This window comes from Pseudomonas sp. TH34 (assembly GCF_016650865.1).
GTDB lineage: Bacteria > Pseudomonadota > Gammaproteobacteria > Pseudomonadales > Pseudomonadaceae > Aquipseudomonas > Aquipseudomonas yamanorum.
This window is the reverse complement of the sequence record NZ_JAEKFB010000018.1, coordinates 372,220-394,905: the sequence shown is the minus strand read 5'-3', so window position 1 is coordinate 394,905 and position 22,686 is coordinate 372,220. Positions and strand designations below refer to the sequence as shown.

The following is a 22,686-nucleotide window of genomic DNA, read 5'->3' as shown; positions in this document are numbered from 1 at the left end:
CACACTAAAGCCAAACCTCCTTTTCCAGAAACAAAAAAAAATGGCGCCCCATGGGGCGCCATCCTTTTTGACCGAAGCGTCGTGTTACTTGCGCTTCATCGACAGGAAGAACTCGTCGTTGGTCTTGGTGGTTTTCAGCTTGTCAATCAGGAACTCGATGGCAGCCACTTCGTCCATCGGGTGCAGCAGCTTGCGCAGGATCCACATGCGCTGCAGTTCGTCATCGGCGGTCAGCAACTCTTCGCGACGTGTGCCGGAACGGTTGATGTTGATAGCCGGGAACACACGTTTTTCAGCGATACGGCGGTCCAAAGGCAGTTCCATGTTGCCGGTACCCTTGAACTCTTCGTAGATCACTTCATCCATCTTCGAACCGGTTTCAACCAGCGCGGTGGCGATGATGGTCAGCGAGCCGCCTTCTTCGATGTTCCGCGCGGCGCCGAAGAAACGTTTCGGTTTCTCCAGGGCGTGGGCATCGACACCACCGGTGAGCACCTTGCCGGAGCTTGGGATCACGGTGTTGTAGGCACGGGCCAGACGGGTGATGGAGTCGAGCAGGATCACCACGTCTTTCTTGTGTTCGACCAGGCGCTTGGCCTTCTCGATCACCATTTCGGCAACCTGCACGTGGCGGGTTGGTGGCTCATCGAACGTCGAGGCAACCACTTCGCCGCGCACGGTGCGCTGCATTTCGGTTACTTCTTCCGGACGCTCATCGATCAGCAACACGATCAGGTGAACTTCAGGATTGTTACGGGCGATGTTCGCTGCGATGTTCTGCAGCATGATGGTCTTACCGGCTTTCGGCGGGGCCACGATCAGGCCGCGCTGGCCTTTGCCGATCGGGGCGCACAGGTCGATGACACGACCGGTCAAGTCTTCGGTGGAACCGTTACCGGCTTCCATCTTCATGCGCACGGTCGGGAACAGCGGGGTCAGGTTCTCGAAGAGAATCTTGTTTTTCGCGTTCTCGGGACGATCGTAGTTGATCGTGTCGACCTTGAGCAGGGCGAAATAACGCTCGCCTTCCTTTGGAGGGCGGATCTTGCCAACGATGGTGTCACCGGTGCGCAAGTTGAAGCGACGGATCTGGCTCGGAGAGACGTAGATATCGTCTGGGCCGGCGAGATAGGAAGCGTCTGCAGAGCGGAGGAAGCCGAAGCCGTCCTGGAGAATCTCCAGCACGCCATCACCGGAGATTTCCTCGCCGCTTTTCGCGTGCTTTTTCAGCAGGGAGAAAATCACGTCCTGCTTGCGCGAACGGGCCATATTTTCTATGCCCATCTGTTCGGCCAATTCGAGCAGTTCGGTAATCGGCTTTTGCTTGAGTTCAGTCAGATTCATATAGGAATGACGTAATCATTTATGGAGGGGGGGAAATTAAGCTTTTGGCTTAATGAGGCCGCGCCGCAGAGAAGGCGACAGGATCGCGTACTAATCGAAAAGGAGAGCGTCGGCGACGGCTTGCAGGGGGCAGTGGAGAAACCAGTGCGGGGCCGAATGTACCACCTGAATTTCAGAGCGTCTAGCCCTGTTTCACGAAAAAGCCCCGCAATTTGCGGGGCTTTTTAAGGACGCTTAGATGTTGGCGTCGAGGAAAGCTTGCAGCTGGGACTTCGACAGCGCGCCGACCTTGGTGGCCTCGACATTGCCGTTCTTGAACAGCATCAGCGTAGGAATACCACGCACGCCGTGCTTGGCCGGGGTTTCCTGGTTGTCGTCGATGTTCAGCTTGGCAATGGTCAACTTGCCTTCGTAAGTGGTGGCAATGTCGTCCAGGACCGGAGCGATCATTTTGCAAGGACCGCACCACTCAGCCCAGTAGTCAACCAGCACCGGGCCCTGGGCCTTCAGTACTTCGGCCTCAAAGGTCGCGTCGGTGACGTGCTTGATAAGATCGTTGCTCATGGATGTCTCCGGGTTGTAAGCAAAAAAAACGTTGCCCATCATAGCCGCCCTTCCCGCGTTCAGGAAGCCGCAGCTGATTGACTCTTGCTATGGCGCCGCATGAGTTTGGGTATAGCCCAACTCATGGCGTTACCGGAGTGATGAAGGCGATGCCTGTACGCAACGCCGCGTTACGCACATGTTCCTGCATGCTTTTCTGCGCAGCCCCGCTGGCGCGCCGGGCCAGTGCACGGAGGATCTTGCGGTGCTCCTGCCAGGTCTCCATGGCCCGCTCCGGCCGGATGAACGGTAGCTTCTGACTCTCCAGAAACACCTCGGCACTGGCACTGAGGATGCTCACCATCGCCTGATTACCGCTGGCCAGCAGGATGCGCTGGTGGAATTCGAAGTCCAGCCGGGCCGCTGCCTCAAAGTCACCGGCCTTGAGCTCCTTGCGCATCGCCTCGACGTTATCTTCCAGAAGGTCCAGCTCATCGGTGGTCAACGTCACCGCCGCCAGCCCCGCCGCAAAGCCTTCCAGGGCGTAGCGCAGCTGAAAGATATCCAGCGGCGTCGCCTGCGCCGTAAACGGCCAGGCCAACCCAGGGAGTTCTTCCGCCGCTTGCACGAACACGCCCTTGCCCGGCTGCACACTCACCACGCCCAACGCACTGAGGGACGACAAGGCTTCGCGCAATGAGGCCCGGCTCACGCCCAATTGCAGCGCCAAATCGCGCTGGGAGGGCAACGCATCGCCCGGCCCGAAGCCCCCGTCAGCGATCAGTTTGCGGATGGCCTGTAGCGCCACTTCCGGTACACCTTGGGCGATGGAATTCATAAAAACTCAAGTTTCCAGTCAACTGAACGGCTAGTTGTAAAGCTATTCGTGACGCCCGGCAAGCCACGCCCCAAAGGGGCTCGCAAGGTTTTGGAGGCGCTCGAAAAAGGTGCAAAAAGCCCTTTAACTGTTCAGACCAGTAAGACCGCCAGAACTCAACGGCCACCGGCCTCCCAGCTGATTAATGCGCTACTGGCATGGGCTGTGCACTGGCAAAACTCAGAAAATCCTTTCGTCCTTTTCGGAGAGTTGCCATGACCAAGCGTTGCAGCGCCCTGCTCACTGCCCTGTTTGCCAGCCTGATGCTGAGCCAGGCGCCCGCCCAGGCCAACGGTCTGGACGATATCGTCGCCCGTGGCACCCTCAAGGTGGCCGTGCCTCAGGATTTCCCGCCGTTCGGCTCGGTCGGCCCGGACATGAAGCCCCGCGGGTTGGACATCGACACCGCAAAACTGCTGGCCGACCAGCTCAAGGTCAAGCTTGAACTGACCCCGGTCAACAGCACCAACCGCATCCCGTTCCTCACCACCGGCAAGGTCGACCTGGTGATTTCCAGCCTGGGCAAGAACCCCGAGCGCGAGAAGGTCATCGACTTCTCCAAGGCCTACGCGCCGTTCTACCTCGCCGTGTTCGGCCCGCCAGATGCGCCAATCAGTACCGTTGACGACCTCAAGGGCAAAACCATCAGCGTGACCCGCGGCGCCATCGAAGACATCGAGCTGACCGCCGTTGCGCCTAAAGAGGCGACGATCAAGCGCTTTGAAGACAACAACTCGACCATCGCCGCCTACCTCGCGGGCCAAGTGGACCTGATCGCCAGCGGCAACGTGGTGATGGTGGCCATCAGCGAACGCAATCCCAAGCGCGTGCCGACACTGAAAGTGAAGCTCAAGGACTCGCCGGTGTACGTGGGCGTAAACAAGAACGAGCCGGCGCTGCTGGACAAGGTCAACCAGATCCTGGTCGCGGCCAAAGCCGACGGCAGCCTGGAAAAGAACGCAATGCAGTGGCTCAAAGAGCCGCTGCCGGCTGATCTCTGATCGCGGTAACGAGGGTTAGCTATGGCCTATCAATTCGACTTTGTGCCGGTTCTGGCCAATACCGATCTGTTGCTGCGCGGCGCGCTGTTCACCCTTGAGCTGACCGCCATCGGTGCAGTACTGGGCGTGGCGCTGGGAGTCGTCGGCGCCGTGGTGCGGGCGTGGAAGATCCAGCCGTTCAGCTGGATCTTCGGGGTGTACGTCGAGTTGATCCGCAACACGCCGTTCCTGGTGCAGCTGTTTTTCATCTTCTTCGGCCTGCCGTCCCTCGGTTTGAAAATCACCGAATGGCAGGCGGCGGTGCTGGCGATGGTGATCAACCTGGGGGCGTACTCCACGGAGATCATCCGCGCCGGGATCCAGGCGATCCCGCGGGGGCAACTGGAGGCCGCGGCCGCGCTGGCCATGACGCGTTTCGAAGCGTTCCGCCACGTGGTGTTATTGCCCGCACTGGGCAAGGTCTGGCCGGCCCTGAGCAGCCAGATCATCATCGTGATGCTCGGTTCGGCGGTCTGTTCGCAAATCGCCACAGAAGAGCTGAGCTTCGCCGCCAATTTTATCCAGTCACGCAACTTCCGTGCGTTTGAAACCTATGCACTGACCACCTTGGTCTACCTGTGCATGGCGCTGATGATCCGCCAGTTGCTGAACTGGATCGGCCGTCGCTATGTCATGAGGAACGCCCGATGAGTGATTTTTCCTTCTGGGACATCGTGCGCAACCTGCTCACCGGCTTGCAATGGACCTTGCTGCTATCGCTGGTGGCGTTTATCGGCGGCGGCGTGATCGGCTTGCTGGTGATGACCATGCGCATCAGCACCAAGGCTTTCCCGCGCAACGTCGCCCGTACCTATATCGAGCTGTTCCAGGGCACGCCGCTGTTGATGCAGCTGTTCCTGGTGTTCTTCGGCATTGCCTTGCTCGGCGTGGACATCTCGCCCTGGCTGGCGGCGGCGATTGCCTTGACCCTGTTCACAAGCGCCTATCTGGCCGAAATCTGGCGTGGCTGCGTCGACTCCATTGCCCACGGGCAATGGGAGGCGTCCGCGAGCCTGGCCCTCAACCCGCTTGAGCAATTGCGCTACGTGATCCTGCCCCAAGCCCTTCGCATTGCCGTGGCGCCGACCGTGGGCTTCTCGGTGCAAGTGGTCAAAGGCACTGCCGTGACCTCGATCATCGGCTTCACCGAGCTGACCAAGACCGGCGGCATGCTCGCCAACGCAACCTTCGAGCCCTTCATGGTCTACGGCCTGGTGGCGCTCGGTTACTTCCTGCTTTGCTACCCCTTGTCCCTCAGTGCGCGCTACCTGGAAAGGAGACTGCATGCCTCTGCTTAGAATTTCTGCCCTGCATAAGTATTACGGCGATCACCATGTACTCAAGGGCATCGACCTGACGGTCGAAGAAGGCCAGGTGGTGGCGATCATCGGCCGCAGCGGCTCGGGTAAATCCACCTTGCTGCGCACCCTCAATGGCCTGGAGTCGATCAATGACGGGGTGATTGAAGTCGACGGTGAATACCTCGACGCCGCCCGTGCCGACCTACGCACCTTGCGGCAGAAAGTCGGCATGGTGTTCCAGCAGTTCAACCTGTTCCCGCATCTGACGGTGGGCGAAAACGTCATGCTCGCGCCACAAGTGGTGCAGAAAGTGCCGAAGGCCAAGGCTGCGCAACTGGCGCGGCAGATGCTGGAACGGGTCGGGCTGGGGGAGAAGTTCGACGCTTTCCCCGATCGGTTATCCGGCGGCCAGCAGCAGCGCGTGGCCATCGCCCGGGCGCTGGCCATGTCACCCAAGGTGTTGCTGTGCGATGAAATCACCTCGGCCCTGGACCCGGAACTGGTCAACGAAGTGCTCAGCGTGGTGCGCCAACTGGCCAAGGATGGCATGACGCTGATCATGGTCACCCATGAGATGCGTTTTGCCCGGGAAGTGGGCGACAAGCTGGTGTTCATGCATCAGGGCAAGGTGCATGAAGTGGGTGATCCAAAAGTGCTGTTTGCCAACCCGCAGACCGCCGAGCTGGCCAACTTTATTGGCTCGACAGAGGCCCCGGACTGAGTCGTCAACCAGCAGGCACCAGCTCAAAACGCCCTCTGCCCTCCAACACGGTCTTATCGCGAACGGCGGTGGCCGTGTTGAAGAGATAAGTGTCGACCTGCACCTGAGCTGAAAACACGCGACCCACGGCGGGCAGCCCGGCAGCCAGCACCACCATGGCCTGGTCCGGCAACAATTGGCTGTTCCGCTCGGCCCGATGACGCAAAGGGGCCAACTCGACAGGCCTGCCGTTCAGCACTGGCTGCTGGAGGCTCAGGGTGAAATACCCCTGGTGGCCAAACCTGAAGCCTTGGCCCACAGCGGGCACGCCTCGAAAACGCACGGCGATGACCGTGTCTTGTTGGCACACCACATTCAAATGCACCGTGCGCTTACCAAAAAGTACGCCTTGGGCAGCAACCTGCCCACCTTGGCGTAACGCGCCAAGATCAACTTCTGGCCGGCTCAACGAGAGACGACATTCTGCGGCATGGACCTCCCCCACCATCAACAGGCCGGATAACAGCGCGCCCGCAGCGCCTACCTTAACGGCAGGTCGCGGAAGCGGTTTCATAGGGTCGCTCATCATAGGATTGCTCCGCCAGGTCGAGTTGGAGTGTGCACGAGGCCCCGCTCGGCGATGACACCGTGAGGGTTTGCGCGCTATCGATATTGCTCAGGAAAATCATGCCGTCTGCCACCACGTTGGTCAGGAACGCATTACCTGCGCCAAGCACCGATGCCCCCTGAGGCAGAGGCTCGCCCGTCGTATCCGTGGCCCTCAGTAGCACGCGTCGAACTTTAACCACCTCGAAGTCGACCTTGCTGAATGAACCTCGCCCGGCCTCCAGCACTTTCGTACCGTTCTTGATATCCACCTGCCGCGGCAAGGACTTGCCTTCGATTTCAAGCTGGCTGACTTGATAGGCGGGCAGCCCGGGAAGCACCGCCATGCCCCAGCGATCGGTCCACACAGGCCCTTGGGGAGTACTGATACGAGCCCCCGTAATATCCCCGGCCGAGGCAACGCCGAACGTATCTTCGACCCGGTACGGCGTAAAGGTCACGCCTCGATCATGGGCCACCACGGCGCCCTGCAATTGCCCGCTGTAGCGTGTACTCGATCCATCCCGGTCAATGCCCGCACCGACCTGGGTATAACGCGACAACGTATTAACCCAACCGCCCACAGCCTGCTCATGATCGCCCCTCAAGTCTCTCTCGCCACGAAGCTCATAGTTCAGGGTCTCATCCACACGTTCGGTATACGTGGTACCAATACTGGATCGACGACCTTGGTGTCGTGCAACAGAGGTGAGGGACCGCTCGCGGCCCAGCGGAACGGCGACCTGCAAGCGAAACCCGACGCCATCCTTATCGCCGCGGGTAGCACCCGACGTACCCACCTGCGAGTCCACCGTCACACCCACGTTCGCGTACCTGAAGTCCTTGCTCCAAGAGCCGTAGATGTTTTGGGTGGTCCTGCTATTGAAATGAGCCGCTCGGGAATAGCCCAGCGAAAACTCGCCAAACTCCCGTGCAGCCCAACTGAAGCCCGCGGTGTACTGACTTTTAAACCGTGCGTCCCGAGCCTCGCCGGCGGCAGTACGCAGGGTTTCGAGCACCTCACGATAGCCTGGGGTTTGAGTAGTGGCGCTCAGCGAAACCTGTACGTTGCCAGGCAACGTGCTTCCCACGGAAACGCTATTGCGCGCGCCCTGGCGCTTTTTTTTACGGTCCCGCGCAAGGTTGTTACGCAGCCCCAGGGAAAAACGTTCGCCAAAGCCGGTGTCCAGCGCAAAGCCCACCGAATTGTAGTTGTCGGTGCCCTGCACCCCGGAGCTGAAGGCGCTGCTCTTGCCAAACGCCCAGGTTCCGCTGGCCATTCCGAGCACAGGCTCTTTGGCGCCACTGCGGTCCACATCACGCACCTTGCCCAGCCCAGCCGTATAACCCGCCCTTACCGGTACCGCCGCGCGAAAAGACGCCGCCGGTACCACGAAGCTACGTTGTGCCCCTCGTGTATCGATGACGCTGACCTGAAGGTCACTTGTGCCATTGAGCAACGGTAAATTGCTCAATGAAAAGGGGCCTTCGGGCACCACCGTGGTGTAAATCAGGGCGCCTGATTGACGCACTTCAACCCGTGATTGGCTGACGGCTACGCCCTCGACCACCACGCCACCGCCGCTCGAACTGCTCGCGATCCCGTCGGGAAACAACTGTGCGCCCAACAGTTGCACACCGCCAAATACCGGGCTGATGCCGGATATCTGCCCCAATTGGAACGTAGAAGCCAACGGCACTAAATCACGTTGCGCATAGGCAAACAGATGCTCGGTGGTGGAGCGCCCGTCGCTGGAGACGTACAGCTGGCGACTACGCGCAATCCAGTCTCCGAAGTTGAACCCTGCTTCTGTCGAAGCGGAGAAATAACGGCTGGTGTCCTCTCGCGAATGGCTATTACTGCCCTGCAGGTCATAGTTGAGCATCCCTGCGGTACCGCCCCGGGAATAGTGGCCAGACCCGCGTTGCAGTTCGCGCAATGCCTGGGTAGGCACCACCAGGAATACTTCCTCGCTTCCCGGGCGTAACGTTGCGACCGTATTGGGATACTCAGAGAGGAAGTCATGGCAAGCCTGGTCACCCGCTGCGTCTTTGTTCAGTACCCGGGAAGGCACCTGCAAGCCCGCTCGGTCGAGCAAACCACGGGTGAAACACAACTCGCCTTCATGATTGAAACGCACATCCGCCAGCCCTACCCGGTCACCATTCACCGTCAGCCCGACAACCCGCACGCCTTCGGTGAAACGCGCAGCGCTACGGAAATAACGAGCGACGCCGGGGTCAATGCCGCGAGCCTGTAAGGTCGCCAGGTCGAACCCCAGCAACTGGGTGCCGGGCTGGGCAGCGTAAGCCTGCTCAGTCATCCCCGACAGGATCGCCACACACACCAGGCCATTACGCCTGAATCGCTCATCGTCACGCTTGGTTTTAGATAGCTTTTTACTGACTGCACCGGGAACTCTTTTGACTTTTCTCATGACCGGTCAAGGCGCATTAGCTAGGAGTAATGCGTCGTAGCTGTCGACGGTAAATCCATAGATGGTGGCCGGCTCGAGGGTCACTGAAGTGGCGTCCGGTACGGCCTTCTTCAGGTCAACCCTCAACACTTCGCCCGGCAAGATGTAGGCGCGAGGAAGGTTGGCTTGAATGTTTTGCGGGTTGACCTTCACTTCAGTGCCCAGTCGGACCACATACGGACTGTCGTTGCGCACGATCAGCGTGCTGGCCTGCAGTTGCCAGGTCAGTAGCTCCCAGGGTGCTTCATTTCGAGGCAAGCCTTTGGGGTGCAGGATCAGGGGCAAATTCTGCCGAAGGCTGATACCGATCGTCGCACCCGAACCGGGTCGCGTCTGAGGAACGCCCTCGAAAGACACACGCTTCAAACGCTGAGTCTTGAGCGGCTCCTTGCCAATTGCCAGGAACCTGACCATCTGCTGCTCCCCTGCATCGACTCGCGCAACAGGCGGCGTTATAAGCACCAGCGGCTCAAGGTCTTCAGGAATATCTTCGATCGTCGAATGAAGTAAGGCGGGTCCTTTATCGGTATTGGTTACGTTGATGCTTACTTCACCCTCCGACTCGTTCAGCACAATAACAGTTGTTTCAGGACGCATACCATCTGCCCATACATCAGCAGCAAACACCAGACTCAAACAAACATACAAAGGCGCAAGAACTTTGAATCTCAACTTAGTCATTGACCAACCTTCCCATTACCTCAAGATTACAAACCAGTCGACGCAGGTTTTGGCAATTAACTTCCAGCCCTAACCTGCATCGACCCAATTCAAATGGTTCTTAGAGGTAACGCAGTTCCAAAGTCGCCTGACCATCAAGAGCGATTTGACTCGTCATATCAAGCTCAGAAGTTCTATTGATAACTGCCTGAACTTCCAGATTCCCGGCCAGTGTATTCAGTTGGAGTGGCGTATTGGTTCCAATGTGCCATGCCGCAATATTCGCGCCTTGCCCCAAAGCCGGCCCGCCCTGCACCCAACTGGTGCCATTGTTGCTACTGGTAAGAACGTTTACCGCCCGGCCATCAGCGACAGAATTACGCAGATGCACAACGTAACCGCCTATTTTCTGCGCTCTCGCGGTAGTGCCCAAACCGTAGTTATAGGTATCGGTGTAAGGCGCACCGAACTGGCTGACCATCAGGTTCGGGATACGGCTGCTGGCCCGGTTATCCACGGCCTTGATACCCACCTTGGTCTTTACACTGCTGGCACACCTGATTGCGTAAGGCGTGGTCTTGGCGGCCAACTTGGTATAGTTGGTGGGGCTCAAGGTACTCGGATTGATAGCGCCGTAATCAATAACAGAGTTGGTGATTGTGAAACTGCAGCTGCTGGGCGCAATGGTGCCCTTGACACGAAGATCGGCGGCTTGCGCGCTCAGACCTGCAACAGCTAGAAACATGCCCACCCATACAGCAATATTTTTCTTCATCAGATAGTTACCTTTCAATGAGAGATACGGCTAATTACAGATGGACAGAAACGATCATTGCCCCGTCCGCGCGGACAAGTTCATGCCACATGACGTTCTGATCCATAAATAAATACCGCCACGGCACAAATGCCGAACCGAAGTATCGGCATATCGAGTCCACAATAAAGCCGGAAAAAATTGCAATCCTCGTATGAACCACCAACGCTATTGCCTTGAAGCTTCCGGCGCCGCCGTGCGAGTGAGTACAAAATCGTTCAGGATGAATACGAAAACGTGTAGGACCTATCAGTTACCCCAGTAAGTGCTGGGTTGCATAAATATGGATTACATTAACTATTAACTTGGCAATACGAGACGAGCGAACATTTCCTACAACGGCAAGTCAACGGTCCCATGGCGGTGCTGGAAAAATTACTCTGGCACTACGCGTTGGCGTCAGCGGTTGATCGTGGCACGATGGCGAGGTTATCGACCGAGACCCCTTAACCATGCCGCAATCCCAAGCCAAGAATCTGTCCCTGATCGCCGCCATCGACCTGGGCTCCAACAGCTTTCACATGGTCGTGGCCAAGGCCCAGAACGGCGAAATCCGCATCCTTGAGCGGCTCGGCGAGAAAGTGCAACTGGCTGCCGGGATCGACGACGAGCGTCAGCTCAATGAAGAATCCATGCAGCGCGGGCTCGATTGCCTGAAGCGCTTTGCCCAACTGATCAACGGCATGCCCCCTGGCGCCGTGCGGATCGTCGGCACCAACGCCCTGCGCGAAGCCCGCAACCGCGGCGAATTCATCCGCCGTGCCGAGGAGATTCTCGGCCACCCCGTAGAGGTCATCTCCGGCCGTGAGGAAGCGCGCCTGATCTACCTCGGCGTGTCGCACACCCTGGCCGACACCCCGGGCAAGCGCCTGGTGGCCGACATCGGCGGTGGCAGTACCGAATTCATCATTGGCCAGCGCTTCGAACCGCTGCTGCGCGAAAGCCTGCAGATGGGTTGCGTCAGCTACACCCAACGCTATTTCAAGGACGGCAAGATCACCCCGGCCCGCTACGCCCAGGCGTATACGGCGGCGCGGCTGGAGATCATGAGTATCGAGCACGCCCTGCACCGCCTGACGTGGGATGAGGCGATCGGCTCGTCCGGCACCATCCGCGCCATCGGCCTGGCCCTCAAGGCCGGCGGCCACGGCACTGGCGAAGTCAATGCCGAAGGCCTGGCCTGGCTCAAGCGCAAGCTGTTCAAGCTGGGGGATGCCGAGAAGATCGACTTCGATGGCATCAAGCCTGACCGCCGCACGATTTTCCCGGCGGGTTTGGCAATCCTCGAAGCGATTTTCGATGCCCTGGAACTGCAACGCATGGACCACTGCGACGGTGCCCTGCGTGAAGGCGTGCTGTACGACCTGCTGGGCCGCCATCACCACGAAGACGTGCGTGAACGCACCCTCAGCTCGCTGATGGAGCGTTACCACGTCGACCTGGAGCAAGCCGCTCGGGTTGAACGCAAGGCGCTGCATGCTTTCGATCAGGTCGCCGCGGATTGGGACCTGGAAGACGGCGTCTGGCGTGAACTGCTGGGCTGGGCGGCCAAGGTCCATGAAGTGGGGCTGGACATCGCCCACTACCATTACCACAAGCACGGCGCCTACTTGATCGAGCACTCGGACCTGGCGGGTTTCTCCCGGGAAGACCAACAGATGCTCGCGTTGCTGGTACGCGGCCACCGGCGCAACATTCCGAAGGACAAGTTTGCCGAGTTCGGTGACGAAGGCATCAAGCTGATTCGCCTGTGCGCGCTGCTGCGTTTTGCGATCCTGTTCCACCACATCCGTGGTACCCAGGAAATGCCACAAGTGGTGCTGCGGGCCAATGCCGACAGCCTGGACGTGGTATTCCCGAAAAACTGGCTGGATGAAAACCAGCTGACCCAGGCGGATTTCGCCCAGGAAGCCGAGTGGCTGACGCGGGTTGGGTTCACGCTGAACGTGCGCTGATAGGGGTGAGTGACGCGGAGCGTCACAGGATGTATTCCCACGCAGAGCGTGGGAACAATCTAACGCCACAAAACAAATGTGGGAGCGGGCTTGCTCGCGAAGGCGGAGTGTCAGTCAACAGATTCATCGACTGGTCCACCGCCTTCGCGAGCAAGCCCGCTCCCACATTTTTGACCGCGTCGGCTTTTAGTTCACCGTCAGAATCGGGCTGCCCAGCTTCTCCAGCAACGTCGCCTGGGCGCTGCGCGGGTTCTGGTTGCCGGTCGGAGTATTGCGCACATAGCGCCCGTCCGACTGCAGGCTCCAGCTGTGGGTGTTGTCGGTGAGGTAACTCTCCAGCTCCTTCTTCACCCGCATGATCAGTTTCTTGCCTTCCACCGGGAAGCAAGTCTCCACACGCTTGTCGAGGTTGCGCTCCATCCAGTCGGCACTGGAGAGGAACATCTGCTCCTCGCCGCCATTGAGGAAGTAGAACACCCGCGTGTGCTCCAGGAAGCGCCCGATGATCGAACGCACGTGGATGTTATGGGAGACCCCTGCGATGCCCGGACGCAGGCAGCACATGCCACGCACCACCAGGTCGATACGTACGCCCGACTGGCTGGCCTTGTACAACGCACGGATGATCTTCGGATCGGTCAGCGAGTTGAACTTGGCGATGATGTGCGCCGGCTTGCCTTCGAGGGCGAACTGGGTCTCGCGGGCAATCATGTCGAGCATGCCCTTCTTCAGGGTGAACGGCGCGTGCAGCAGCTTCTTCATGCGCAAGGTTTTGCCCATGCCGATCAACTGGCTGAACAGCTTGCCGACGTCTTCACACAAAGCGTCATCGGAGGTCAGCAGGCTGTAGTCGGTGTAGAGCTTGGCGTTGCCGGCGTGGTAGTTGCCGGTGCCCAAGTGGGCGTAACGCACGATCTCGCCGGCTTCACGGCGCAGGATCAGCATCATCTTGGCGTGGGTCTTGAAGCCGACCACGCCATAGATCACCACCGCACCGGCCGCTTGCAGGCGGCTGGCCAGTTGCAGGTTGGATTCTTCGTCGAACCGCGCCCGCAGTTCGATCACCGCCGTCACTTCCTTGCCGTTACGCGCGGCATCTACCAGCGCATCGACGATTTCGGAGTTGGCGCCGGAGCGGTACAGGGTTTGACGTACAGCCAATACATGCGGGTCCTTGGCGGCCTGACGCAGCAGGTCGACCACCGGCGTGAAGGACTCGAACGGGTGCAGCAGCAAGATGTCCTGCTTGCTCACCACGCTGAAAATGTTCTCGCTGTTTTGCAGGAGTTTCGGGATCTGCGGGGTAAACGGCGTGTATTGCAGCTCCGGGTGGCTGTCCAGGCCGGTGATGCTGAACAGGCGCGTCAGGTTCACCGGGCCATTGACCTGGTACAGCTCGGTCTCGCTCAGGTTGAACTGCTTGAGCAGGTAGTCGGACAGGTGTTTCGGGCAGGTGTCTGCCACTTCCAGACGTACCGCATCACCGTAGCGACGGGAGAACAGCTCGCCGCGCAGGGCGCGGGCCAAGTCTTCGACGTCTTCGGAGTCCAGCGCCAGGTCAGCGTTACGGGTCAGGCGGAACTGGTAGCAGCCCTTGACCTTCATGCCCTGGAACAAGTCATCGGCATGGGCGTGGATCATCGACGAAAGGAATACATAGTTATCGCCAGCGCCCCCCACCTCTTCCGGTACCTTGATGATCCGTGGCAGCAAGCGCGGTGCCGGGATGATCGCAAGGCCGGAATCGCGACCGAAGGCGTCGATACCTTCCAGCTCGACGATGAAGTTCAGGCTCTTGTTCACCAGCAACGGGAACGGGTGCGTCGGGTCGAGGCCGATAGGGGTGATGATCGGCGAGATTTCGTCGCGGAAGTAGCGGCGTACCCAGGTCTTGATCTTGGCGGTCCAGTGACGGCGCCGGATGAAGCGGACCTGATGCTTTTCCAGTTCCGGCAGCAGGATGTCGTTGAGGATCGCGTATTGGCGGTCCACATGGCCGTGCACCAGCTCGCTGATACGGGCCAGGGCCTGGTGCGGTTGCAGGCCGTCGGCGCCGGCTTGTTCACGGGCAAAGGTGATCTGCTTCTTTAGGCCGGCGACGCGAATCTCGAAGAACTCGTCCAGGTTGCTGGAGAAGATCAGCAGGAACTTCAGCCGCTCCAGCAACGGGTAGGACTCATCCAGTGCCTGTTCCAGCACGCGGATGTTGAATTGCAGTTGTGACAGCTCGCGATGGATGTACAGGCTGCTGTCATCCAGGTTGGTAATCGCGACCACCGGCGCCGGTGCGGCAGCGGGCGTTTCGACCACCACGGCAGGCGGTGCCGGCTCCAGCTCCGGCGGGGTCTCGGTGACTTGTTCGACCACCGGGTGAGCGTCTTTTACGGCAACTTCTGTGAGTCCTTCGGTATTCATCGAGTGTTCCTGTGAGGGCTAGTGTTGCTCTCTAAGCAATTGGGCGGCGCGGGCGGCGAAGTAAGTCAGGATGCCATCAGCACCCGCGCGTTTAAAGGCAGTCAGGGATTCAAGGATCACCCCTTCACTCAACCAACCATTCTGGATCGCGGCCATGTGCATGGCGTATTCACCGCTGACCTGATAGACAAAAGTCGGCACCTTGAATTCATCTTTGACCCGATAAAGGATGTCGAGGTACGGCATCCCGGGCTTGACCATGACCATGTCGGCACCTTCAGCCAGGTCCGCCGCCACTTCGTGCAGGGCTTCGTGGCTGTTGGCCGGGTCCATCTGGTACGAGGCCTTGTTGGCCTTGCCCAGGTTCAGCGCCGAGCCCACCGCATCGCGGAACGGCCCGTAATAGGCGCTGGCGTACTTGGCCGAGTAAGCCATGATGCGCACGTTGACGTGGCCGGCCAGCTCGAGGGCTTCGCGAATCGCCTGGATGCGACCGTCCATCATGTCTGACGGCGCCACCACCTGGGCACCCGCTGCGGCGTGGGACAAGGCCTGCTTGACCAGTGCATCAACGGTGATGTCGTTCTGAACATAGCCTTCGTCGTCGAGAATGCCATCCTGCCCGTGGGTGGTGAACGGGTCCAGCGCCACGTCGGTGATCACTCCCAGTTCCGGAAAACGCTCACGCAAGGCACGGGTGGCGCGCTGGGCAATACCGTCCGGGTTCCAGGCTTCGGCGGCGTCCAGGGACTTGAGTTCAGACGGCGTGACCGGGAACAGCGCCAGCGCCGGAATCCCCAGTTCAACCCAGTTCGCCGCCTCTTCGAGCAGCAAATCAAGGGTCAAGCGCTCCACACCCGGCATCGACGCCACCGCTTCCCGACGATTTTCACCGTCCAGCACAAACACCGGCAGGATCAGATCATTCACCGTCAGGACGTTTTCACGCACCAGGCGACGGGAAAAATCATCGCGACGGTTGCGACGCAAACGGGTGGCGGGAAACAGGCGGTTGGCGGGGGTAAAGCTCACGGCAGACTCCTGAGCCCGGGTTGACGGGCGAGCGTGACAGTTATAAGCGGCCATTATGACGAAGGAATTACAGTTGTGGTTACCTCATGCACCGTAAGCCAACCGGCATGTGACCTGTAGTCGCATTCGTCGTTTATGTAGGAATTGCTCACTTCGTGACACATCTCGATACTTTCATGAATGTTCACGAAGGCGTAGGCTGCGCGTTCATTTCGCCAGCACCCAGACCATGCTTCAACAATTTCTGCATGACTTCGGCTACTTTGCGCTGTTCCTCGGCACCTTCTTCGAAGGCGAAACCATCTTGGTTCTCGCAGGCTTCCTGGCGTTCCGTGGATACATGGATATCAACCTGGTGGTGGTCGTTGCCTTTTTCGGCAGCTACGCCGGCGACCAGCTGTGGTACTTCCTGGGGCGCAAGCACGGCCGCAAACTGCTGGCGCGCAAGCCGCGCTGGCAACTGCTGGGCGACAAGGCCCTGGAGCATATCCGCAAGCACCCGGACATCTGGGTGCTGAGCTTCCGCTTTGTCTACGGTTTGCGCACGGTGATGCCGGTGGCCATTGGTTTGTCGGGCTACCCGCCGGGCCGCTACCTGTTGCTGAACGGGATCGGCGCCGCCGTGTGGGCCGCGGCGCTGGGGGCTGCGGCTTACCATTTCGGCGCGGTACTGGAAGGCATGCTGGGCAGCGTCAAGAAATATGAGCTGTGGGTACTGGGCGCACTGCTGGTGCTGGGCCTGGGCTTGTGGATCCGCCGGCGCGTCAAGAACGCCCGCCTGACCCGCGAAGCCTGTGCCGCCGAGAAGGTTCGCCTGGCGGCCGGCGAACCTGAAAAAGCCGAAAAGCCTACGACGCCAGTCGAGTAAGCCGGTTTCTGCAACAGTAGAGGCCGATGCCGCTGAGCAAGCTGTAACTGACCAGGCCCAGCCAGCCCAACGAGCTGGCCGGCCACAGCCCCACCAGCGGCGCCAGCCATACCAAAGGCACATTCAGTGCCAGGCGCACCAGCTCAGCCTTCAACGCCCACGGGCGATTCTCCAGCGCCACCCCCAGGGTGAACAACCCCAATGCCATCGCGCTCCAGCCCAATACCAGGGCGGCGGTCGGCAAGCCCTCGCCGAAATTCATCAAATAGCTGCCAAAACCCACGTACACGGCAAACTGCAGGGCGATGTAAATTTGTTGGCGCCCATCCAACGGCACCTCGAATTTGCGGAACTGGCTCAAGTCCGGCTTGGCCACCGGGTACTTCGCCGCCACGTCCGCCGGGCGCCAGCCGGTGCGCATGAACCAGATCCGCAGCTTGTCCCACCCACTTTCGGTACGCCGTGCATCACTCCACAACTGTGCATAAAACTGCAGGTTGGCCCACAGCGGGTTCCAACTGGCCAAGGGTGTGGTCACGCCAAAGATCACCGGTTCGTTATCGTCTTCTTCCTGGAAGGAGCCAAACAGGCGGTCCCAAATAATGAACACGCCGCCGTAGTTGCGATCCATGTAGAGAGCGTTCTGTGCATGGTGGGCCCGATGATTGGACGGCGTGACGAAGAACCACTCGTACCAGCCGAGCTTCGGCACATGGCGCGTGTGCACCCAGAATTGATACAGCAGGTTGAGGGATGCCACGCTGATAAACACCACCAGCGGCACGCCGAGTACGGCCAGCGGCAAGTAGAAAATCCAGCTCAGCAGAAAGCCGGTGCTGGTCTGGCGCAAGGCGGTGCTGAGGTTGTAGTCCTCGCTCTGGTGATGCACCGAGTGGGCCGCCCAGAGGATGTTGCGCTCATGGCCCATGCGGTGCAGCCAGTAATAGCAGAAATCGTAGAAGACAAAGGCGAACACCCAGGTCCAGACGCTCTGGGCCGACAGCTCGATGATCGCCAGGTGCTTGAGGGCGAAGGCATAGGTGAGGACGCCCACGCCTTTGGTCAAAAGCCCGGTGGTGGTGGACAACACGCCGGTGCTGAGGCTGTTGATGGCATCGGCCACCCGGTAGTTGCGTTGGCCGCGCCGGTAGTCGGCCAGCAGCTCCACCACGATCAAGGCAATGAAAAACGGTACCGCGTAAGGGACGAAGTCCATGGGCAAGTCCGGTCAATTATTGTTACATCTAGAGTAGGTGTAGCGGCTGGATATCCCATTGGCAATGAGTGACAAATGAGTAGACATTTAACGCCATGAATCAGGAGAAATGCCCATGAGCAAAAAGATTGCAGTGATCCTTTCCGGCTGTGGCGTGTACGACGGGGCTGAGGTTCATGAGAGCGTGATCACCCTGCTGCGCCTGGACCAGCGCGGCGCCGAGGTGCAGTGTTTTGCGCCGAACATTGCCCAACTGCACGTGATCAATCACCTCACGGGCGAGGAAATGCCTGAGTCGCGCAATGTGCTGGTGGAGTCGGCGCGTATTGCCCGTGGCGAGGTGAAGGACATTCGTGAGGCCAACGCCGAGGATTTCGACGCACTGATCGTGCCCGGCGGGTTTGGCGCGGCGAAGAACCTGTCGAACTTTGCCGTGGAAGGCGCCGGGTGCAGCGTCAACCCGCAGGTGCTGGAACTGGCCGAGGCGTTTGCCGAAGCAGGCAAGCCCGTCGGCCTGATCTGCATCTCGCCGGCCCTGGCGGCAAAGATCTATGGCCCCGGCGTGACGTGCACCATCGGTAACGATGCCGACACCGCAGCCGCCATGGACAAGATGGGCGCCACTCACCAGGAATGCGCGGTAGACGACATCGTCGAAGACAAGGCGCGCAAGCTGGTGAGCACCCCGGCCTACATGCTGGGCAAGCGCATCAGTGAAGTGGCTTCAGGCATCAACAAGCTGGTGGACCGAGTGCTGGAACTGACCCACCAGAACGATTAAGCCTTCATCAATCGGGTCAGGATCCGATCCAGTGAGTTGGCAAACGTCTGTTTGTCCTTGTCCCCATGGGGTGGCGGGCCACCGCCCATCTGCCCCTGCTCCCGCAGATCGGTGAAGAGGTTACGCACCGCCAGCCGCTCGCTCATGTTCTGCGGGCTGAACTCCTTGCCTCGCGGGTCCAGCGCCGCCACGCCGTTTTTTACCAAGCGGTCGGCCAGCGGCACATCGCTGCAGATCACCAGCTCGCCAGGCACCGCGTGTTCCACCAGGTAGTCATCGGCCGCGTCCGGGCCGCTGGGCACCACAATCAGCTTCACACACGAGAAGCTCGGTTTGATCTGGCTCTGCCCGGCCACCAGCACCACTTCGAACTGGCGTTTGAGGGCGAACTTCACCACCTGGTCCTTGGCCGCCCGCGGGCAGGCGTCTGCATCGATCCACACGCGCATGGTTACGCCACCACCCGGCGCTTTTCAGCCAGCCGGCTGCGGCCGTACAGCACCACAATTGCCAGGATGGCCACGGCCTGGGCACTCAGGGAATAAGCGTCGGCGTGAATGCCCAGCCAGTCGAAGTCAAAGAACGCCACCGGCCGGGTGCCGAAGATCCCGGCTTCCTGCAACGCCTTGACGCCATGCCCGGCAAACACCACCGACAGCGCACACAGCAACGCCGCGTTGATGCCGAAGAACAGCGCCAGCGGCAGTTTCGCCGAGCCCCGCAGAATCACCCAGGCCAGGCCCACCAACAGCACCAGCGCCGTGGCACCACCGGCCAATACCGCGTTGTGCCCGGCGGGGCCTGCCTGCAACCACAGGGTTTCGTAGAACAGGATCACTTCGAACAGTTCGCGGTACACCGAGAAGAACGCCAGCATCGCAAAGCCAAAACGCCCGCCACCGCCCACCAGGCTGCTCTTGATGTAGTCCTGCCAGGCGGCCGCGTGGCGGCGGTCGTGCATCCAGACCCCGAGCCACAGCACCATCACACTGGCAAACAGCGCCGTGCAGCCTTCCAGCAACTCGCGCTGGGCGCCGCTGACGTCAATCACATAAGCCGCCAACGCCCAGGTGGCCAAGCCGGCCAATAGCGCCAGGCCCCAGCCGACGTTGACGCTGCGCACCGCCGATTGCTGGCCGGTGTTACGCAGGAACGCGAGGATCGCCGCCAACACCAGGATCGCCTCCAGGCCCTCGCGCAGCAGGATCAGCAAACCGGAGATGTAACTCAGGGACCAGCTCAAGCCATCGCTGCCCAACAGGCCGGCCGACTCGGTGAGCTTGCCTTTGGCCACGTCCAGGCGTTGCTGCACCTGCTCGATCGGCAACCCGTCCTGCAAGGACTGCCGGTAGGCCATCAGGGCTTTTTCGGTGTCCTTGCGCACGCTGGCGTCGACGTTATCGAGGGAGCTTTCAACCAGCTCGAAACCTTCCAGGTACGCCGCTACCGACAGGTCGTAGGCCTGCTCATGTTCGCCATTGCGGAAGGCGGCGAGGCTTTTGTCGAGGGTGGCGGCGGTGTAATCGAGCAACTGCGCCGGGCCACGCTTGACCTGCGGCGGCTGGGCGCGCTGGGCACGGAACGTCGCGACTGCGTCCGGGCCTTCGGCGGCCAGCACTTCGTTGGGGGTCTGGCGCGCAAGGTCGGCGAGGTTGAAGGACTTTTCGCTTTTCGCTGCAGCCGGGTCGGCGGTGAAGCCCGCAATATAGGTGGCCAGGTCCCAGCGCTGGCGGTCGTCCAGCTGATCGGCAAACGACGGCATGTCGGTGCCTTCCACGCCCAGCCCAAGGGTGTTGTAGATCGCGTAGAGGCTCAAGCGGTCGAGGCGTGCAGCATCCCGAAGGTTGGCGGGCGGTGGGGTCATGCCAACGCCTGCGGGGCCATCGCCGGCACCCGTGGCGCCGTGGCAGACCGAACAGTTCTGGGCGTACAGCGGCGCACCACGTGTTGGGTCGGGCGTAATGGCTGGTGCCTGGCTGACTTCATAGGCCACCGCCAGCTTGGCGACCAACTGCCGGGCTTGGTGCGCAACCACCGCGCCGTCCTGATGAGCCGTTACGGCGGCCAGCAGTTCATCCACGCCTTTTATCAACTCGGCGCGCTCGGGCTTTTCCGGCAGTTCAGCCACCAAGCCTTGCAGGACCCCGAGAAACTCCACCTGCTCGCGGTATTCCGAATCATCGATAACCTTGCCCGCCTCCACCGTCGGGGGATAGTCCGCACCGATGTAGTCCAGTAAATGCAGGGCTTGGGGGGCGCCCTCGGCCGTTGCGGCCAGCAGGTTGAAACTGCACGACATCAACGCCGGCAGCACCAGCCAGGCAAGAAAACGGAAGGGGGCAATCATGAATGAATCTCAAATGGAAATACGAAGTAACACATTGTCAAACCTTACGGGTTTTGACTCAAGGTGTTAGTGATCTGGGTTGGGATTACCAAGGGGCGGATGCTGGCATCCTCTCTGGAAATAGGATCCAAAAGGCCATTGTTTTGCCAGCAATGCAGCTTATAATGCCGCGCCTTCGTTATTGCGAAATGGCATTTTGGCTCCTCTTTTTATGAGGAATTGGCAGGATTGCGACACCTTCCTGCCATTGGTGATTCGGCCCGACCAGCACATTCGGCCGATTACGTTCAGGGAAGAAGCTCCTCAATGGTATCTCGCGCCTTTACCTCGCTCGCGCTCGCAGCAGTCACCTTGCTGTCCGGTTGTTCGATGTTTCGCAGCTACGACACTGAGCTGCAAGCCACCAATCAGCAGTTGGCCACCGGCAATGTCGACGGCGCGCTGACCCTGCTTGAAAAGAACAACACCGGCGACGACAAGGACCTTCTCTACTACTTCGAAAAGGGCGAGTTGTTGCGGGCCAAGGGCGACCTGACCGGCAGCCAGACCGCCTGGCGCAGTGCCGACCTGCAAGTCTACAAGTGGGAAGAGTCGGTCAAGTTCGACACCGACAAGTACCTCGCGCAGTTCGGTGCCTTCCTGGTCAATGACAAGGTCCGCCGCTACGAAGGCTACGACTACGAAAAAGTCATGCTCACCACCCAGATGGCCCTGAACCTGCTGGCGCTGAACGACTTCGACGGTGCCCGTACCGAGATCAAGAAAACCCACGAACGCGAGGCAGTGATCGCCGACCTGCGGGACAAGGAATACCTCAAGAGCGAGAACGAAGCCGAGCGCCAGGGCATCAGCACCCAGTTTAAGGACCTGCGCGGCTACCCGGTGGAAAGCCTCGACGCCCCGGAAGTGGTCGGCCTGAAAAACAGCTACCAGAGCGCGTTCAGCCATTACCTCGCCGGCTTCGTCTACGAAGCCCTGGGCGAAAAAGACCTGGCCGCACCGGGTTATCGCAAGGCTGCCGAGCTGCGCCCCAACACCCCACTGCTGGAACAGGCCCTGCTCAACCTGGACAAGTCCAAAGTCGGCGCCGACGAGACCGACGTGCTGATCGTGGTGCAAAGCGGCCTGGCACCGGCTCGCGACTCGATTCGCCTGCCGTTGCCGATCCCCATCGACGGCCACCTGGTGATCACCCCGCTGTCGTTCCCGGTGATCAAGCCCGACACCTCCACCGCGACCTTCGCCCAGATCGGTGTCGACGGTCAGCAGCAGAACCTCACGGCCCTCAACAGCACCACCGTCATGTCCCGCCGCGCCCTGCGGGATGACATGCCGGGCATCATCCTGCGCACCACCGTGCGCGCCGTCACCCGCGGCATCACCCAGAACAACCTGAACAAGACCAACCCCATGGCGGGCCTGGTACTCGGCATCGCCTCGGCCGTCACCGAAGGCGCCGACACCCGCACCTGGCGCACCCTGCCGGACATGACCCAGGTGACTCGCCTGCGCCTCAAGCACGGCGAACACCAGGTCAGCCTGCCCAACGCCCTGGGCGGCACGCTGGTGACGGTCAAGGCCGATCAGCGCTACCAGGTGATCACCCTGCGGGTGGTCGGCAACCAGGTCTTCGCCGGCGGTCTTGCGGCCCATGTGGTGCAGAGCAATCCGCCCCAGGCCGTCGCCACTCTCAAACAACCTTAAGGAGCA

General features: G+C 60.2%; 21 protein-coding genes. 9 read left to right on the top strand and 12 right to left on the bottom strand.

Translation table 11 applies throughout. The features are described 5' to 3' along the window. Window positions 1–84: 84 nt before the first annotated feature. The 3 genes from rho to JFU58_RS12535 form a co-directional block, all read right to left on the bottom strand. Window positions 85–1,344: a transcription termination factor Rho gene (gene rho / locus JFU58_RS12545; RefSeq protein WP_008438874.1), complete on the bottom strand. Its 1,260-nt coding sequence runs from the start codon at window positions 1,342–1,344 to the stop codon at window positions 85–87. A 234-nt stretch (window positions 1,345–1,578) separates the two neighbouring features. Continuing rightward, window positions 1,579–1,908, bottom strand: a complete 330-nt coding sequence (trxA, locus tag JFU58_RS12540) for a thioredoxin TrxA (protein WP_003213989.1) — start codon at window positions 1,906–1,908, stop codon at window positions 1,579–1,581. A 121-nt stretch (window positions 1,909–2,029) separates the two neighbouring features. After that, window positions 2,030–2,725: a FadR/GntR family transcriptional regulator gene (locus JFU58_RS12535; RefSeq protein ID WP_063026349.1), complete on the bottom strand. Its 696-nt coding sequence runs from the start codon at window positions 2,723–2,725 to the stop codon at window positions 2,030–2,032. A gap of 254 nt (window positions 2,726–2,979) precedes the next feature. Between JFU58_RS12535 and JFU58_RS12530 the strand changes: the two genes are divergently transcribed. Genes JFU58_RS12530 through JFU58_RS12515 form a run of 4 tightly spaced genes read left to right on the top strand, consistent with a single transcriptional unit; the run spans window position 2,980 to window position 5,826 of the window. Beyond that, window positions 2,980–3,765 (top strand): transporter substrate-binding domain-containing protein, encoded by a 786-nt coding sequence (locus JFU58_RS12530; protein WP_201140808.1) that lies wholly within the window; start codon window positions 2,980–2,982, stop codon window positions 3,763–3,765. Window positions 3,766–3,786: 21 nt separating this feature from the next. Continuing rightward, a complete protein-coding gene (locus JFU58_RS12525) occupies window positions 3,787–4,455 on the top strand; it encodes an amino acid ABC transporter permease (protein WP_093203835.1) in 669 nt (222 codons plus the stop codon). After that, a complete protein-coding gene (locus JFU58_RS12520; protein WP_003213996.1) occupies window positions 4,452–5,102 on the top strand; it encodes an amino acid ABC transporter permease in 651 nt (216 codons plus the stop codon). The genes JFU58_RS12525 and JFU58_RS12520 overlap by 4 nt, the downstream gene beginning before the upstream one ends. Beyond that, window positions 5,089–5,826, top strand: a complete 738-nt coding sequence (locus JFU58_RS12515; RefSeq protein WP_063026347.1) for an amino acid ABC transporter ATP-binding protein — start codon at window positions 5,089–5,091, stop codon at window positions 5,824–5,826. The genes JFU58_RS12520 and JFU58_RS12515 overlap by 14 nt, the downstream gene beginning before the upstream one ends. A gap of 4 nt (window positions 5,827–5,830) precedes the next feature. Here JFU58_RS12515 and JFU58_RS12510 read toward each other — a convergent pair whose 3' ends face one another. The 4 genes from JFU58_RS12510 to JFU58_RS12495 all read right to left on the bottom strand — a co-directional run bounded on the left by JFU58_RS12510 (window position 5,831) and on the right by JFU58_RS12495 (window position 10,323). Continuing rightward, window positions 5,831–6,379, bottom strand: coding sequence for a hypothetical protein (locus tag JFU58_RS12510; RefSeq protein WP_201140806.1), 549 nt, complete (start codon window positions 6,377–6,379; stop codon window positions 5,831–5,833). Further along, complete coding sequence (locus JFU58_RS12505; RefSeq protein WP_242488262.1) at window positions 6,351–8,849, bottom strand: fimbria/pilus outer membrane usher protein; 2,499 nt, start codon at window positions 8,847–8,849, stop codon at window positions 6,351–6,353. The genes JFU58_RS12510 and JFU58_RS12505 overlap by 29 nt, the downstream gene beginning before the upstream one ends. Before the next feature lie 6 nt (window positions 8,850–8,855). Beyond that, a complete protein-coding gene (locus JFU58_RS12500; protein WP_081253072.1) occupies window positions 8,856–9,569 on the bottom strand; it encodes a fimbria/pilus chaperone family protein in 714 nt (237 codons plus the stop codon). Window positions 9,570–9,669: 100 nt separating this feature from the next. After that, window positions 9,670–10,323 carry a DUF1120 domain-containing protein gene (locus JFU58_RS12495; protein ID WP_063026340.1) on the bottom strand — a complete coding sequence of 218 codons (654 nt, stop codon included), beginning with the start codon at window positions 10,321–10,323 and terminating at the stop codon, window positions 9,670–9,672. A 491-nt stretch (window positions 10,324–10,814) separates the two neighbouring features. On the opposite strand from JFU58_RS12495, the gene ppx reads away from it, so the two are divergent. Then, window positions 10,815–12,317, top strand: coding sequence for an exopolyphosphatase (gene ppx, locus JFU58_RS12490; protein WP_063026338.1), 1,503 nt, complete (start codon window positions 10,815–10,817; stop codon window positions 12,315–12,317). Between the two features lie 186 nt (window positions 12,318–12,503). On the opposite strand, the gene ppk1 is transcribed toward ppx, so the two are convergent. Together ppk1 and hemB are read right to left on the bottom strand one after the other, a co-directional pair. Next, entirely contained in the window at window positions 12,504–14,732 is a 2,229-nt protein-coding gene (ppk1, locus tag JFU58_RS12485) for a polyphosphate kinase 1 (RefSeq protein ID WP_063026336.1), read from the bottom strand. An 18-nt stretch (window positions 14,733–14,750) separates the two neighbouring features. After that, window positions 14,751–15,764: a porphobilinogen synthase gene (gene hemB / locus JFU58_RS12480; RefSeq protein ID WP_177025646.1), complete on the bottom strand. Its 1,014-nt coding sequence runs from the start codon at window positions 15,762–15,764 to the stop codon at window positions 14,751–14,753. A 229-nt stretch (window positions 15,765–15,993) separates the two neighbouring features. On the opposite strand from hemB, the gene JFU58_RS12475 reads away from it, so the two are divergent. Further along, the gene (locus JFU58_RS12475) at window positions 15,994–16,632 is read left to right on the top strand and encodes a DedA family protein (RefSeq protein ID WP_003214015.1); all 639 of its coding nucleotides are present in this window, start codon (window positions 15,994–15,996) and stop codon (window positions 16,630–16,632) included. On the opposite strand, the gene JFU58_RS12470 is transcribed toward JFU58_RS12475, so the two are convergent. Next, on the bottom strand, window positions 16,613–17,848 hold the full coding sequence (locus JFU58_RS12470; protein ID WP_201140804.1) for a sterol desaturase family protein: 1,236 nt from the start codon (window positions 17,846–17,848) through the stop codon (window positions 16,613–16,615). The genes JFU58_RS12475 and JFU58_RS12470 overlap by 20 nt on opposite strands. A gap of 115 nt (window positions 17,849–17,963) precedes the next feature. On the opposite strand from JFU58_RS12470, the gene elbB reads away from it, so the two are divergent. Then, the gene (gene elbB, locus JFU58_RS12465; protein WP_017476644.1) at window positions 17,964–18,629 is read left to right on the top strand and encodes an isoprenoid biosynthesis glyoxalase ElbB; all 666 of its coding nucleotides are present in this window, start codon (window positions 17,964–17,966) and stop codon (window positions 18,627–18,629) included. Here elbB and JFU58_RS12460 read toward each other — a convergent pair. Then, the gene (locus JFU58_RS12460; RefSeq protein ID WP_063026330.1) at window positions 18,626–19,078 is read right to left on the bottom strand and encodes a YaiI/YqxD family protein; all 453 of its coding nucleotides are present in this window, start codon (window positions 19,076–19,078) and stop codon (window positions 18,626–18,628) included. The genes elbB and JFU58_RS12460 overlap by 4 nt on opposite strands. A 2-nt stretch (window positions 19,079–19,080) precedes the next feature. Further along, on the bottom strand, window positions 19,081–20,976 hold the full coding sequence (locus JFU58_RS12455; RefSeq protein ID WP_201140802.1) for a cytochrome c/FTR1 family iron permease: 1,896 nt from the start codon (window positions 20,974–20,976) through the stop codon (window positions 19,081–19,083). A 2-nt stretch (window positions 20,977–20,978) separates the two neighbouring features. Here JFU58_RS12455 and JFU58_RS12450 point away from each other — a divergent pair, with 2 nt between their 5' ends. Further along, complete coding sequence (locus JFU58_RS12450) at window positions 20,979–21,191, top strand: hypothetical protein (RefSeq protein WP_148666937.1); 213 nt, start codon at window positions 20,979–20,981, stop codon at window positions 21,189–21,191. Window positions 21,192–21,282: 91 nt separating this feature from the next. Further along, window positions 21,283–22,680 carry a COG3014 family protein gene (locus tag JFU58_RS12445; protein WP_063026326.1) on the top strand — a complete coding sequence of 466 codons (1,398 nt, stop codon included), beginning with the start codon at window positions 21,283–21,285 and terminating at the stop codon, window positions 22,678–22,680. Window positions 22,681–22,686: the final 6 nt, after the last annotated feature.